The following is a 14,019-nucleotide window of genomic DNA, read 5'->3' as shown; positions in this document are numbered from 1 at the left end:
GTCCTCTAATTTCAGGGGTGAACCTAAGCAAGATCACGTCAGAGACAAGGAGAAAAGACTATGAGAACAGATGTATGGCAAAGTGTGCACACGAATTTAAATGCTGGCGTACAAGGCGACCAAGAAACCTATGCGGTTCCATTTGGCGCAGGGACACTGTTGTTGCCAATCCGCCAATTGAGTGACGGCGTGCGGGGCGTTGCATCCTTGATTTTGAACCAAGCAAGTTTTGCTGTGCTGGATGCTTTGGCAGATGAATTGGCCGAGCAACTTAAGCCACATGCACCAGATGTGATTGTCGCGGTTCCGACATTGGGATTGCCACTTGCAGAAGCTGTTGCGCGGCGTTTGGGACATGCGCGTTTGGTGCCTCTAAGCAATTCTCGCAAGTTTTGGTACGACGATGCGCTGTCCGTTGATATGTCATCGATCACATCACCGGGGCAGGGCAAGCGATTGTACCTTGATCCGCGCATGGTGCCTTTATTGTCGGGGCGTGTTGCGGTCATTGATGATGTTTTGTCGTCGGGCAGTTCTATTGCTTCGGTTTTGCGATTGTTGTGCCAACAACAGATTGCGCCCACGGTGATTGGGGCCGCGATGTTACAAGGTGACGCGTGGACAAATCATGTGGGCGATGTGTCTGTTGTGGGGGCATTTGGGACGCCAATTCTGAAAAAGACTGATGCAGGATGGGCCGCGCCTTGAACGACGTTTCAATGTGATACCAAACACCTATAAATTACGAAAATACATCTAAGAACAGGACGCTATTGTGACCGGAAATATCGATTTCAAACACGAGATTGAACTGCGCAAATCACTGGTTCAAGTGGCCTTGGGCCGTGTCGAAGCTGACGTTTTACTGCAAGTCGGGCGTTTGCTTGATACGGCGACAGCCACGTGGATTGAGGGCGCAGACATCGCAATGTTGCAGGGGCGTATCGCATTTGTCGGCCCGCGCGGCAGCTTTCCGGGGCACGCCAAAACCACGGTGGATCGTAGCACGCTTAGTGCAGTGCCCGGTCTTGGCGAAGTTCACAAACATATTGAAAGTTCGCATATCACGCCTGAATTTGAGGCGGCGTTGGTTGTGCCGCGTGGCAATACGTGGACCTGCGAGGCCAGTCACGAGTTGTCCAATGTGCTGCCCAAACAGACGTTGGACTTTTGGCTCAAAGCGCGCGCGGCAGGATCGCCGCTTAAGATTTTCCCATTGCCCGGATCAGCTGTGCCGCCGACGGGGTGGGAACATGGAGCTCATTTGGATGGTCGTGATCAAGCTGGGTTTATGGGCAACCCGATGACCGCTGGGCTGGATGAGGTTATGGATTGGCCTGCTATTACCCAAGCTGAAAACCCCGGACATGACCGTTTGTGGTCAATGATTGGCGCGACGATGGCCGCACGTGGTGTTGTCGAGGGACATGGCGCTGGTCTGCGCGATTTGCCAAACATCAATGCCTTTGCTGCGGCGGGGCTTGCTTCGGATCACGAAGCATGGACGGCGCAAGAGGCATGGGACAAATTGCGACACGGGCTTTTTGTTGAAATTCGCGTGCACACGATGGACGAAATCATCAAGGGCTTGATCGAGTTTGGCCTGAAAGATTGGAGCCAAGTCGCGGTGACAACAGATGATCGCAGCGCGACAGATACGCTGCGTTTGGGGGGCACGGATTACAATGTGCGCTGTGCTATCAAAGCGGGCCTGTCGCCAGAAATCGCGGTTCAATTGGCCACGATAAACCCTGCGCGGCATATGCGATTGACCCCTTGGGTTGGCAGTGTGTCTCCGGGGCGTTTTGCCGATATTGTTTTGCTCGATGACTTTGACAAGTTTTCAATCCACGAAGTGTGGGCCGATGGGCAACAGGTTTCACAAGGCACAACATATTTACCCGATCCCGTTCACGTTGACTGGCCTGATTGGGCGTATAACACCGTCAATATCGGGCGTGCTTTGACGGCGGAAGATTTTGTCATCAAAGCCGCAGAGGGACGCAGTGATATGCAAGCGCCTGTTTTGCGCCCGTTTCATTGGAGTGACGATGTCCCAATTCGGACTCTGCCTGTCGCAGATGGTTTGGTGCAACGTGACGAGACCCAAAATATCACCAAGTTTTCGATCATCGATAGGTACTCTGGGAAAGCGGCAGTCACCAAGATGTTCTGGCTTGGATGCGGACCAAAAGACCCCGATACGGCTTTGTGCTGTTCGATGGCGCATGACAAACACAACGTCTGGTGTGTCGGCTCTGATGACGCTGCGATGGCACTCGCGGTCAATGAACTTGCCAAAATGGGCGGCGGTTGGGTGTTGGTGCATCGGGGCAAAGTTACGGCGCGGGTTCGATATGAAATTGCAGGCTTGATGACCGCGCGCCCCGCCGAGGAAAACGACGCAGAGATGAAGGCGCTCTATGCGGCCGCTGACAAAGTGGAATGGATGTACGAGCCGTCATTTCACCCGCGTTGGCAGCCTGGGTTTCCTGAACGTCTTGCGATTGCGACGCTTACCTGCGCACCGTGGCGTTGGAATTTGGTCGCGCGCAGTGATCACGCCCCCGAAGGGCTCATTCACGTTGTCACTGGCGAGACGCGCCCTGTCGTGTTTTGACCCTATAGATTACTGTCGTGTCATTGGATCAATAATGAAACCTGCGCTGTATCTGGTCGCGGTGCAGTCCTGTCTGGTCACGCCTTTGTTAAGGTGCGCGCCTTGCATCCCAGAACACGCGTTGCATACTACATAATGAGCCAGATGAGCCAAACTCTTTCTTAATTTACCGCCCTCATAGGTCTCAGTAAAACCAAACGCGGGACGATGGAGCTGCTATGAACCAGAAACAACTTACCGCTTTTCGCATGGTCATGCGGCACGGGTCGATCACTGAGGCGGCACATGCTTTATCGGTCTCGCAGCCTGCCGTCAGTCGCCTGATTGCTGATCTAGAAGCAAGTATCGGATTCGCGCTTTTGTTGCGCACAGGCGGGCGCGCTGTGCCCACGCCCGAAGCCTATGAGTTGTTTCAGGAAGTGGAGCGCATGTTCTATAGTCTTGATCGGCTCTCAACGGTTGCGGATGAAATTCGAACACTCAAACGCTCTGCTTTTCGCGTGGCGTCTATGCCCATGGTCAGTTTCGAAATTCTGCCATTGGCATTGCGCAAAATGGTTGAACGCTTTGGCGGGATCGATATTTCACATGATGTGCATACATCTGCGCGCATTCTCAATCTATTGGCCTCGCGCCAAATCGATCTTGGAATCGCGCAGACGGATCCTGGACGCGAAGATGTAGAAGTGCTCGCGTCTTTTCGGACCCATTGCGTTTGCGTCTTGGCGCCGGATCATCCATTCGCCAACCGCGATATTATACGTCCACAAGATTTAGCTGATCAAGATTTGATTGCGCTTAACTTTCGCACATTAACCCATAGTTATTTGACGCGCTGCTTTGCCGAATCTGGAGTCGTTCCGCGCATTGTGGCAGAAACGCAGCCTAGCTATTCGGCTTGCAGTCTGGCAGCCCTTGGGGTGGGCGTTGCGATTGTTGATCCGATCACGCCAGATGTCTTTGGGGAAAAACTGGTCGTTGTGCCGTTTGAACCGGTCATTCCATTTGACTATCAAATCCTAAAGCCTGCGGGCATTCCGATGTCGCGTGCGGGGGAGCGTTTCTTGGAAACTCTTCTGGAAACGATAAAATCTCGCTCTCATTACGGCTTTGAGAGGACATAAGTTTTTTGCATGAGGGTAGCCCATAATTGTATTTGATTTTATCTGATCAGAGGCAGAAGCTATTCCCATAAATATAAAAAACCACTCACACCAACAGATATGAACAGGGAAAACATATGCATATTACACGCCGCACAGCGCTGGTCCTCGGAGCCAGTGTCGCATCAATGGTCATCGCAAGTTCAGCTTTCGCCGCAGACTATTCATTGCGCATTCACACGCTGGTAAAATCACCGCACCCCTACAACGATATGGCTCTGGCCATTAAAGACGAGGTCGAAGCCAAATCTGAAGGTCGAATCGCAGTTAAAATTTTCGACAGCGGTCAGCTTGGCCAAGATCCGGCGGTTATCGGCGAGATGGCTTTCGGTACAATCGACATGATGATTTCAACCACATCCAATGCCGTACAGCAAATCCCGGAATTTGGGATTTTCACCATGCCATACCTTTTTGAAAGCATGGATTCTGAACTTGAAATCGTTGGCCCCGGGTCTGCTGTTCACGCTCATTTCGAAGACATCTATGCAGAGCGCGGCATAGGTATGAAACTTTTGGCATTGGGTGCTTCTGGTGCGCGCAATATGTCCACGGCTGATGTCGTTGTGACTGGCCCTGAAGACCTGAATGGTTTGAAAATGCGCACCCCTCCATCGCCGATGGATTCACAAACATGGTCCGCTTTTGGCATGTTGCCTGTGACCGTGGCATGGGGCGAACTTTACGCCGCGATGCAAACGGGTGTTGCTGAAGCAATGGAAAGCTCTTTGCCGGGCTACACCGGATCAAAGCTGTATGAAGTTGCGCCAAACCTCACGCTGACACAGCATACGTTGCAAGTGAATCACACGTCTATGTCCGAGGTGTCTTGGAACAAGTTGCCAGAGGATTTGCAGACCATCGTGCAAGATGCCGCGGTTTCTGCCAACGCTTATGGTGTTGAGAAAGCGAAAGAATATGACGCGGCACTGGTGGAAACTTTGGCGTCAGAATACGGCGTAACCGTCAGCTACCCTGACAAAGCAGCATTCATGGAAGTTGTTGCGCCCCTTCAGGAAAAATTGGCTGCAGACCTCGATCTTGAAGCTGAATACGAGCTTTTGAAAAAATAAGATTGTACCGCTAAATCTAAATGGGAGCAGCGCTGTTGTTCCCATTTGATCTGGCTCTCATCCGAAAGGTCTGTTCATGTTAAACCGTTTTTGTAACGGAGTGTCTGCGCTGGTCGAAGGGCTTTCTTGGATCGCATTCGCGCTGTTGATCGCCACCGTTGCCCTACAAATCCTCGCTCGGAACGTGCTGAACGTACCGATGATATGGACTAGCGATCTGGCGCTTTTATTCTTCACATGGCTCGTTTTTATTGGTGCCGCGTCGGGCTTGCGCACGGGGGCACATTATATGGTCGATATGCTGCCAACGCATCGCCCTCGTGTGGCGCTGTTGGTTGAACTGCTGTCCATCGCGGCAGGGTTTTGTGTTGTGTGGATTCTAGGTGTGCATGGTTGGACGTTGGCGCAGATGCGCGCGAGCGGTGAAATCCAATCCTTGGGCTTGTCACGTTTTTGGATGTATTTCGCCTTGCCAGTTTCTGGTTGGCTTATGGCGCTCTATCTCGTGGAAATGACTCTGTCGCTTATTCGCGATCCTTTCCAACATACGAACGGCGGCAATAGTTCTGTGCAAGCAGGGAGTGCTGAAATATGAGCCCTCTTGTTGTTCTCATCCTTTTCTTTTTCATCTTGATAGCCTTGCGCGTGAATATCGGCTTTGCGTTGATATTGTCCTCAGCAGCCGTTTTGTTGATGGAAGACCTGCCACTGATCTCAGTTGCGAACCAAATGTTCGCGGGCATCGATAGCTTTACGCTTTTGGCGGTGCCGTTCTTTATGTTGCTGGGTCGTATTCTGAATGCAGGCTCGATCACCAATCGCTTATTAGAGGTCGCCGATACCACGGTCGGCCACGTGCGTGGTGGGCTTGGGCATGTCAATGTTTTCGTCTCTATGATCTTTGCCTCGCTCTCTGGCTCGGCTGCCGCAGACACGGCATCGGTGGGGTCCATTCTTATTCCTGCGATGAAAAAAGCGGGCTACCCTGCGCCATTTGCAGCCGCTTTGACCGCAGCGTCATCTACACTTGGCGTCATCATTCCGCCGTCGATTATTCTCATCATCTACGGGGCCTTTGGCAACGTCTCAATCGGTGCTTTGTTTGTCGGGGGCATTGTCCCGGGCATCTTAGTGGCGCTGTCTATGATGCTCTACACGTATCTTTTGGCGATCTATTACGGCTATCCTTCCAACCCGTTCCCCGGGGTGCGTGTCGCAGCGCGTGTGGTCAAACGTGGTGCGGCGCCGCTTTTGATCCCTGTGATCGTTTTGGGTGGTATTGTTGGTGGTGTGTTCACCCCAACCGAAGGCGCTATTGCGGCCGTTCTTTGGGCGCTGTTCCTATCGACTGTTATTTACCGTGACATCACTTTGCGCCAAATGCCGGGCATCTTAAAAGCGGCCGTTGTGGATTTTGCCATTCCGATGTTCACCGTTGCTGGTGCGGGTATTTTTGGCTGGCTGATTGCTTATCTTGGCGCATCGCAAATCGTTGTCGATTTTATCCTCGGTGTGACCCAAGAACCGTTCTTGATTATGCTGATGTTGATTGGATTTTTGCTGTTGGTCGGGATGGTTTTGAACCCTATCTCAGCGACACTTATCTTTTTGCCAATCATTCAAGCGCTTGGAAATACGGCAGGCATCGACCCCATTCACATGGGCGTTCTGTCCACAATTATCCTGTCTGTCGGATTGGTGACGCCGCCCTATGGCATCTGTCTTTTGATTGCCTCGCAAATTGCGGGTGCAAGCCTTGGTCGTTGCATGTTGGCCGTCGCGCCGATCTGTCTTTTGACCATTTCCATCGCGATCTTGTCCTTGTGGTTTCCTGGCATTGTGCTGGGTTTGCCCAAGCTGCTCGTCCCCGAATTTTTCCCTGGAGGTTAACCCTATGTCCCATATTAAACCCAAAGGCTCGTTTGTTGCCCTTATCACCCCGATGAACGCCGATGGCTCTATCGACTTCGAAGGGTTCCGCACTTTGCTGAACTGGCACGCTGCCAATGGTACTCAGGCGGTCCTGATCATGGGCTCAACAGGCGAAGTGTCTATGTTGAGCGCTGAAGAGCGCAAACAGATCATCACGCAGACGGCGAAAATGAAGCCCGGCAACATGTTGATGTACTACGGTGTGACAGGCAACAACACTGAGACCACAATCGACTACGTGCGGTTCGCAAAAGACGCGGGCGCTGATGGAGCCATCATGGCGGCTCCTGCGTATATTTGCGCCGATAACGATGCCATCACAGACTATGCGATGGAAGTGTTGGACAGCTGCGATTTTGCGATGGGGTTCTACAACAACCCACCTCGCGTCAAAACCGACCTGCATTGGGATAACCTGCTCAAGCTGGCGCAACATGACAACATGGTCGTGCTGAAAGAAAGCACAACACGTGTGGGTCAAGTTGCACAAATGTGTGCCGCAAAACCTGACATGTCGATCATGTGCTGTTGTTCGCCAAACCTTGGTCTTGTGGTGCCAACGATGGCCCTTGGTGGTCACGGCACTGCAAACATGACCGGCAATATTATTCCGAAAGAAATGGCTGTGATTTCTAAGCCATGGGAAACAGGGGAAGATGCTTTTGCGCATCGTCAAGCGTGGCTCGACAACCTGCCTATGCTGCATTTCGCTTATGCTGCAGTTAATCCTGTGTCGATCAAGACGTTGATGCAGGTTGTTGGTTTGCCCGCGGGTCCGCTGCGCAAGCCGCTGCAACCTGCAAAACCTGAAGTTCTGAAAAAGGGTCTAGAAGCCTTTAAACAACTTGGTTTGGCAGAAAAATACGGTCTGTCCGTTTCTAAAATAGCTGCGGAGTAAACAATGTCTGACAAACCGCTCACGATGACTGACGACATGCAATTTCCGGTGAATCTCAGTCACTGGGGGGCTTTTCGTGGTCGGGTCGAAGGCGGGCGGTTTGTCGAAGCTCTACCAATCGGGGGGGCGGATGCGCAGATGATCGGGGCTTGGCCCGAGCTTGTTCATTCGCCGCAACGTATTGACCAACCTTATGTGCGCCGTGGATGGCTTGAAGGCGGCGCAGGCCCGTCAGACATGCGCGGGCAGGATGAAATGATCCCGATTTCGTGGGACAAAGCACTTAAACTGGTCGCGGATGAAATCAGCCGAATGCATCGTGACTTTGGTCCAACGTCTATTCTGGGTGGTTCATATGGCTGGTCAAGTGCTGGTCGGTTGCATCACGCGCGCAGTCAAACGCGCAGGTTTCTCGCTGCTTCGGGTGGGTTCACCGATCAAATAGCGAATTATTCTTGGGGCGCTGCAGCTGCCATTCTACCACATGTCCTTGGCTCTACTGCATCCGTTGCCTATGCCGCAACCAGTTGGGCAAGCATTGCCGAACACACAGATACATTCGTGGCATTTGGCGGGCTCAACACAAAGAACTGGCGCGTCACATCTGGTGGCGCTGTTGAACACCCTTTGCCGCAAATGGTCGCTCAGGCAAAAGAACGCGGGTGTCGCTTTATCGTTTTGTCGCCACTGGCATCCGATATGCCTGACGGGCTTGACGCTGATCTCATCCAGCCTCGGCCGGGGTCAGATACGGCGATTATGCTGGCGCTGGCACATGAAGCTTGGATCACTGGACGCGCTGATAAGGCGTTTCTCGATACATATACCACGGGGGCAGATCGCCTTGTCGCGTATCTAACGGGCCAAACCGACGGTATACCCAAGACGCTGCCATGGGCCGCCGCGCAATCAGGGGTCAGCCTCAACGAATTGCAAACGCTTTGGACGGCAATCAGTACGGGGCGTGTCATGCTCACGGCTGCATGGTCGCTTCAACGCGCCGAGAATGGTGAGCAAAGCTATTGGGCGCTCATCGCGCTTGCGGCGATGCTGGGGCAAATCGGCCTGCCCGGTGGAGGGTTTAGCTTTGGCTATGGCTCCATGGGGTCTGTCGGCGCAAATGCGCGACGCGGTTATGTGCCAACGCTTGCATCTTTGCCCAACGCAGGGACTGCAATCCCTGTTGCCGCTGTCGCAGATGCGCTTTTGTTCCCTGGTGAGCCGCTTGATTTCAATGGCAAACGGATCACCTTGCCTGACATTCGCATGATCTATTGGGCTGGCGGAAATCCGTTTCATCATGCGCAAGATCTGGGCAAACTTGAACGCGGCTGGGCACGCGCTGAAACGGTTGTTGTGCATGAACCATGGTGGACGCCAACGGCATTGCGCGCTGATATCGTTTTGCCTGCGACCACGTCGGCAGAGCGTAATGACATTGGTGGCACATCACGCGACCCCAATGTAGTTTTCATGCAAAAAATCATTGAACCACAAAGCCAAGCTCGCAACGACCGCGATATTTTCGCAGCACTCGCAGATCGTCTGGGTTGTCGTGAAGCATTTGACGGTGGACCTCAGAATACGGGGTTTGATGAACAAGATTGGCTTAAACAAATGTGGGCAGGCACGGTCAAAAAGGGATTAAGCGACGGCGTCGAAGTGCCCGATTATGACAGTTTTCGTGCGATGGGCGTCTGGCCCGTGCCCGCGCCAGATCACCCAGAAGTGATGCTCGCAGAGTTCCGTGATGCCCCTGACCAGTCACCTTTGCCAACACCGTCAGGCAAGATCGAACTGTTCTCACAAACGATTGCCGACTTTGGGTATAAAGACGAACCCGGTCACCCGGTGTTTCGTGCGCCTCATGAGTGGCTGGGCACCGCTGCGCAGGGCGAGTTTCACTTGGTCACGAACCAACCTGAGAAACAGCTGCACAGCCAACTTTGGCACACCTCTGCCGGCATGTCAGGCGCGCCAGCTCCCGTGCGTATTCATCCCGATGATGCGGCCGCACACAACATCAACGATGGTCAACCCGTGCGGGTTTATAACGCGCGTGGTGCTTGTAAAGCGACGGCGCGTATAGATGTTGGTGTGCGCCGCTCTGTGCTGGTGATGCCAACAGGCGCTTGGTTTGAACCCGATGCGCTGACGGGACTTGAACAAAATGGCAATCCAAATGTTTTAACGGCAGACCGACGAAGCTCTCAGCTTGGTCAGGCCTGTGCCGCACTGTCCGCCCTTGCGCGGATCGAACCCCTCTCTACATAAGGAAAAAATGAATGGATCTGGGAATTCAAGGTCGCCACGCCCTTTTGACTGGAGCGAGTAAAGGCATGGGGCGCGCTTGCGCTATGGCCATCGCATCTGAAGGCGCAGACATCACCATTTGTGCGCGCGGCGCAGAGCGTTTGACGCAAACTGCCGAAGAAATTCGCCGTGCCACAGGGGCCACGGTTCACACCATCGTCGCGGATGTGACGACTGAGGCGGGGCGGACAAAGATTTTAGAGACCTGCCCAAACCCTGATATTTTGCTCAACAATGCAGGTGGCTCAGCCCCCGGTGATTTTCGCGATTGGGGTCGCGACGAGTGGCTCGCAGGGATTGAACTTATGATGTTGCCGCCCATCTTGATGACGCGCGACCTTGTGGATGGCATGATGGATCGTGGTTGGGGACGTATTGTAAACATCGTCTCACGCAGTGTGAAAATCCCACAGCTTGAATTGGGTCTGTCGAATGGGGCGCGCTCAGGTTTGGTCGGTTTTACAGCGGGTCTTGCGCGTCAAACCATTTCCAAAGGCGTGACGATCAACAACTTGCTGCCCGGGATTACAGACAGTGACGGACAGCGTGAACATATTGAAGGCATGCTGATCGAAGGCGGCCCAAGCTACGAAGAAATTCGTGCCGCACGCGCTGCGGGAAATCCCGCTGGCCGTTATGGGCGCCCCGAAGAAATCGGTGCTTACTTTGCGTTTTTGTGCTCTGAACACGCTGGCTTTGTCACCGCGCAAAACCTTTTGGTGGATGGCGGAAGCTATCCCGGAACCTACTGAGGTCCCGATGCAAATTGTTGTCATAGGGGCGGGCGTCATCGGGATCACAACTGCGTGGTATTTGGCGCGCGATGGACACGAGGTAACTGTGATTGAAGCGCGCAAAGGCGTGGCGCTTGAGACCTCCTTTGGCAATGCTGGCGGTGTTTGCCCGGGGTTTGCGGGGCCTTGGGCAGCTCCAGGGATGCCGTTTAAAGCGCTTAAATGGATGTTTCGCCCTGCGGCGCCGTTAAAAATTCGCCCCAGCTTTTCTGTGGCTCAATGGGCGTGGCTTTTGCGGTTCACCGCGAATTGCACGCCTGCACGATACGCCGAAAACAAAACGCGGATGCAAAAGGTTGCCCACTATTCCAAAGCGCAACTTAAGGCGCTGCGGGACGAAACGGGTGTTGAATATGATCACGGAACGGGCGGCGTACTACAGATTTTTCAAACCAAGGACGAGGCAGACGGCGGGCGTCGCAATGCGCAAGTGTTGTCATCACTTGGCATAGCGCATCGTTTGTTGTCGCCGCAACAGGCCTGCGAAGTTGAGGCGGGCTTGGCACAATCTTCGGTCGAACTTTCGGGCGCGTTGCAACTTACGGATGATGAAACGGGGGACTGCCATTTGTTTTGCCGCGCGTTGGAAAAGCTGTGCCGCACCTTGGGTGTAAAATTCCGTTTTGATACGCGCGTGACCGGACTGCAGACCACAGGCAACCGCGTTTCGTCGATTGAAATCTTGCAGAATGGAACTGAGCAGAGCACGCTTGAGGCGGATGCCATCGTACTTGCCACGGGTCCACAAATGGATTTGTTGCGCGCTCTCAAATTGAACGTGCCAGTCTATCCCGTCAAAGGCTATTCTATGACGGCTGAGATCACGAATGAAGATGCCGCGCCGCGATCTTCGGTGATGGATGAACATTCTAAAGTGATGATCACGCGCCTTGGCTCACGCATTCGCGCGGCAGGCGTGGCGGAGCTGGCGGGATTTAACACCTCAATGCACGAACCTGTGCTGAGCGGTATTCGCGAGCGGGTTGAAGCCCTGTTCCCCGGTGCTGCAGATTATGCCTCGGCGCAGTGGTGGCACGGGTTTCGACCAATGACTGCGGACGGCCCGAGCCAAGTGAAACGCAGTCGCTACGACAATCTATTCTTGAACATAGGTCACGGGTCCAATGGTTGGACGCAAGCCTGTGGGACAGGCAAAATGATGGCTGATCTTGTTGCAGGTCGCCCTTTTGATGCGGCACTTGATTAAGCCATTTCCCTAAATTGCGAGAGGGCGATTTTCTGCAATGGATTCCATAGCAAAATAGGATGTCACGGCTTCCAATTCGATCTGTTCGATCAAACGCTGATAGACGGCATCATAGCTTGCCATGTCTTTTGTGACGACTTTCAGCATGTAGTCGTAGTCCCCCGCGATGCGGAAAACATCAGCAATTTCAGGCGTGTTCAAGACAGCGTTGCGAAAAAGTTTAAGCCACTCTGTTGAATGCTTGCGGGTACGCACCATCACAAAAACAACCAAGTCCAAGCCTAGTTTTTTGCGATCTATTTTGGCCACGGACCCGTTCACGACTCCTTGCTTGTTCAGATTTTGCAAGCGACGCCAGCACGCATTTTGCGAGACACCCACAAGGTCGGCAAGGTCCCTTTGCGAGATAGACGAATCTTGCTGCAAGGCTTGAAGAATGAGGCGATCAATATGATCTAATTTTTGACTGTTCATACGATCATAATATGCAGTATTGGTGTGAATTACTATAATTATGATAACAAAATTTGCCTTTAGAGTCGTCATAGTGGTGAAAATATGAGGGATCACCATGAGCTTAGATAAATTTCGCGCCTCCATCGAAACACCGGACACAATCCAAGACCTGCAGGCGGGTCTGATCGGTGACGGAACGTTGATTCCAGGGCTGTTTGGCGATGTGCCGCTTGTCTATGCCGATTACGTGGCCTCTGGCCGTGCGCTTGAGCAGGTCGAAGACTATATCAGGCATGACGTCTTACCATTCTATGCCAATAGCCATACAGAAGCGTCCTATTGCGGTTCCTTTATGACGCGTTTGCGCAACGATGCGCGTGCTGAAATTGCCAAGCTCACCGGAGCAGGGGATGAGCACGTCGTTGTGTTCACGGGGTCTGGTGCGACGACAGGTCTGAACAAGTTGGTGAAATTGCTTGGCGTTGATACAGCGGCCAATCCTGTTGTGTTCATCGGTCCCTACGAGCACCATTCCAATATTTTGCCTTGGCGTGAAAGCAAAGCAACTGTGATTGAAATTCCAGAGGCTGCACATGGTGGTCCGGATCTTGATGTGTTGCGCGCCAAACTGGCCGAACACTCAGCGGCAGATGTAAAAATCGGCAGCTTTTCGGCGGCCTCTAATGTGACCGGCATCGTGACCGACCCTGTTCCCGTGACCAAGATTTTGAAAGACCACGGCGCGCTGTCTGTTTGGGATTATGCGGGGGGCGGACCATATCTTGAGATTGATATGTCTCCCTGTGCCGATGCGCAAATTGATGCAGCCGTTGTATCTCCGCACAAATTTGTCGGCGGTCCAGGTGCGAGCGGTGTTTTGATTTTGCGCAAGGATGCTGTGACACGACACGCGCCAACTTCACCGGGTGGTGGGACGGTCACTTTTGTCTCATCATGGACCCATGAGTACACGCAAAACATTTCATCTCGCGAAGAAGCGGGCACGCCTAATGTGATTGGCGATATCCGCGCTGCTCTTGCGTTCATCGTGAAAGATGTTGTGTCGCAAAGCTTTATCACGGCACGAGAACATGCTGTGAATGTGCAAGCTTTGTCTGCGTGGGGCGGGCATCCGCAACTGACGCTTTTGAGTGGGGCTCATGTCAATCGGTTGCCGATCTTTTCTTTTCTGGTGTCTCGTAAAAATGGTGCGCGGTTCCATCACCAGCTGTTTACCCGCATGTTGAGTGACATTTACGGAATACAGGTGCGGGGTGGCTGTGCCTGTGCTGGTCCCTATGCGCATGCGCTTTTAAAGATTGATGAGATGGCCTCTGCAGGTCTGTTAGAAGAGCTGCGTCTGGGCAATGAAATCAACAAACCGGGATGGGTTCGGTTGAACTTTAGCTACCTTATGAGCGATGTTCAGGTGCAGTTTATTCTTGAAAGCGTGCTGGATCTGCTGAATCGCTTGGAAGAGTTCGAAGCATATTATGACGTTGATACATTGACTGCACGCTTTTCGATCAAGCAAAATCGGACAGATCAATTGGCATCTTAAAG

12 protein-coding genes are annotated in these 14,019 nt (G+C 52.9%); 11 read left to right on the top strand and 1 reads right to left on the bottom strand.

The features are described from left to right. Window positions 1–60: 60 nt before the first annotated feature. The 10 genes from BM025_RS01620 (at window position 61) to BM025_RS01575 (ending at window position 12,000) form a co-directional block, all read left to right on the top strand. Window positions 61–708 (top strand): phosphoribosyltransferase, encoded by a 648-nt coding sequence (locus BM025_RS01620; RefSeq protein WP_085847227.1) that lies wholly within the window; start codon window positions 61–63, stop codon window positions 706–708. Between the two features lie 67 nt (window positions 709–775). Continuing rightward, complete coding sequence (locus BM025_RS01615; protein ID WP_085847228.1) at window positions 776–2,620, top strand: adenine deaminase; 1,845 nt, start codon at window positions 776–778, stop codon at window positions 2,618–2,620. 218 nt (window positions 2,621–2,838) lie between these two features. Next, a complete protein-coding gene (locus BM025_RS01610; protein ID WP_085847229.1) occupies window positions 2,839–3,744 on the top strand; it encodes a LysR substrate-binding domain-containing protein in 906 nt (301 codons plus the stop codon). A gap of 116 nt (window positions 3,745–3,860) precedes the next feature. Next, window positions 3,861–4,856, top strand: coding sequence for a TRAP transporter substrate-binding protein (locus BM025_RS01605; protein ID WP_085847230.1), 996 nt, complete (start codon window positions 3,861–3,863; stop codon window positions 4,854–4,856). 76 nt (window positions 4,857–4,932) lie between these two features. Beyond that, window positions 4,933–5,451, top strand: a complete 519-nt coding sequence (locus BM025_RS01600) for a TRAP transporter small permease (RefSeq protein ID WP_085847231.1) — start codon at window positions 4,933–4,935, stop codon at window positions 5,449–5,451. Continuing rightward, complete coding sequence (locus tag BM025_RS01595) at window positions 5,448–6,746, top strand: TRAP transporter large permease (protein WP_085847232.1); 1,299 nt, start codon at window positions 5,448–5,450, stop codon at window positions 6,744–6,746. Before BM025_RS01600 ends, BM025_RS01595 begins: the two co-directional genes overlap by 4 nt. A gap of 4 nt (window positions 6,747–6,750) precedes the next feature. Beyond that, entirely contained in the window at window positions 6,751–7,686 is a 936-nt protein-coding gene (locus BM025_RS01590) for a dihydrodipicolinate synthase family protein (RefSeq protein WP_085847233.1), read from the top strand. A 3-nt stretch (window positions 7,687–7,689) separates the two neighbouring features. Next, window positions 7,690–9,960 carry a molybdopterin-dependent oxidoreductase gene (locus tag BM025_RS01585; protein ID WP_085847234.1) on the top strand — a complete coding sequence of 757 codons (2,271 nt, stop codon included), beginning with the start codon at window positions 7,690–7,692 and terminating at the stop codon, window positions 9,958–9,960. An 11-nt stretch (window positions 9,961–9,971) separates the two neighbouring features. After that, window positions 9,972–10,751, top strand: coding sequence for an SDR family oxidoreductase (locus tag BM025_RS01580; RefSeq protein WP_085847235.1), 780 nt, complete (start codon window positions 9,972–9,974; stop codon window positions 10,749–10,751). Between the two features lie 7 nt (window positions 10,752–10,758). Next, the gene (locus BM025_RS01575) at window positions 10,759–12,000 is read left to right on the top strand and encodes a D-amino acid dehydrogenase (protein ID WP_170842084.1); all 1,242 of its coding nucleotides are present in this window, start codon (window positions 10,759–10,761) and stop codon (window positions 11,998–12,000) included. Window positions 12,001–12,009: 9 nt separating this feature from the next. Here the strand turns inward: BM025_RS01575 and BM025_RS01570 are convergent, their stop codons facing one another. Beyond that, window positions 12,010–12,474, bottom strand: coding sequence for an Lrp/AsnC family transcriptional regulator (locus tag BM025_RS01570; protein ID WP_085847556.1), 465 nt, complete (start codon window positions 12,472–12,474; stop codon window positions 12,010–12,012). A gap of 97 nt (window positions 12,475–12,571) precedes the next feature. Here BM025_RS01570 and BM025_RS01565 point away from each other — a divergent pair, with 97 nt between their 5' ends. After that, window positions 12,572–14,017 carry an aminotransferase class V-fold PLP-dependent enzyme gene (locus BM025_RS01565; RefSeq protein WP_085847237.1) on the top strand — a complete coding sequence of 482 codons (1,446 nt, stop codon included), beginning with the start codon at window positions 12,572–12,574 and terminating at the stop codon, window positions 14,015–14,017. Window positions 14,018–14,019: the final 2 nt, after the last annotated feature.

The sequence above is a fragment of the Pacificibacter marinus genome (genome assembly GCF_900109555.1).
GTDB classification, from domain to species: Bacteria; Pseudomonadota; Alphaproteobacteria; order Rhodobacterales; family Rhodobacteraceae; genus Celeribacter; species Celeribacter marinus_C.
This window is presented reverse-complemented; position numbering and strand designations above follow the sequence as displayed.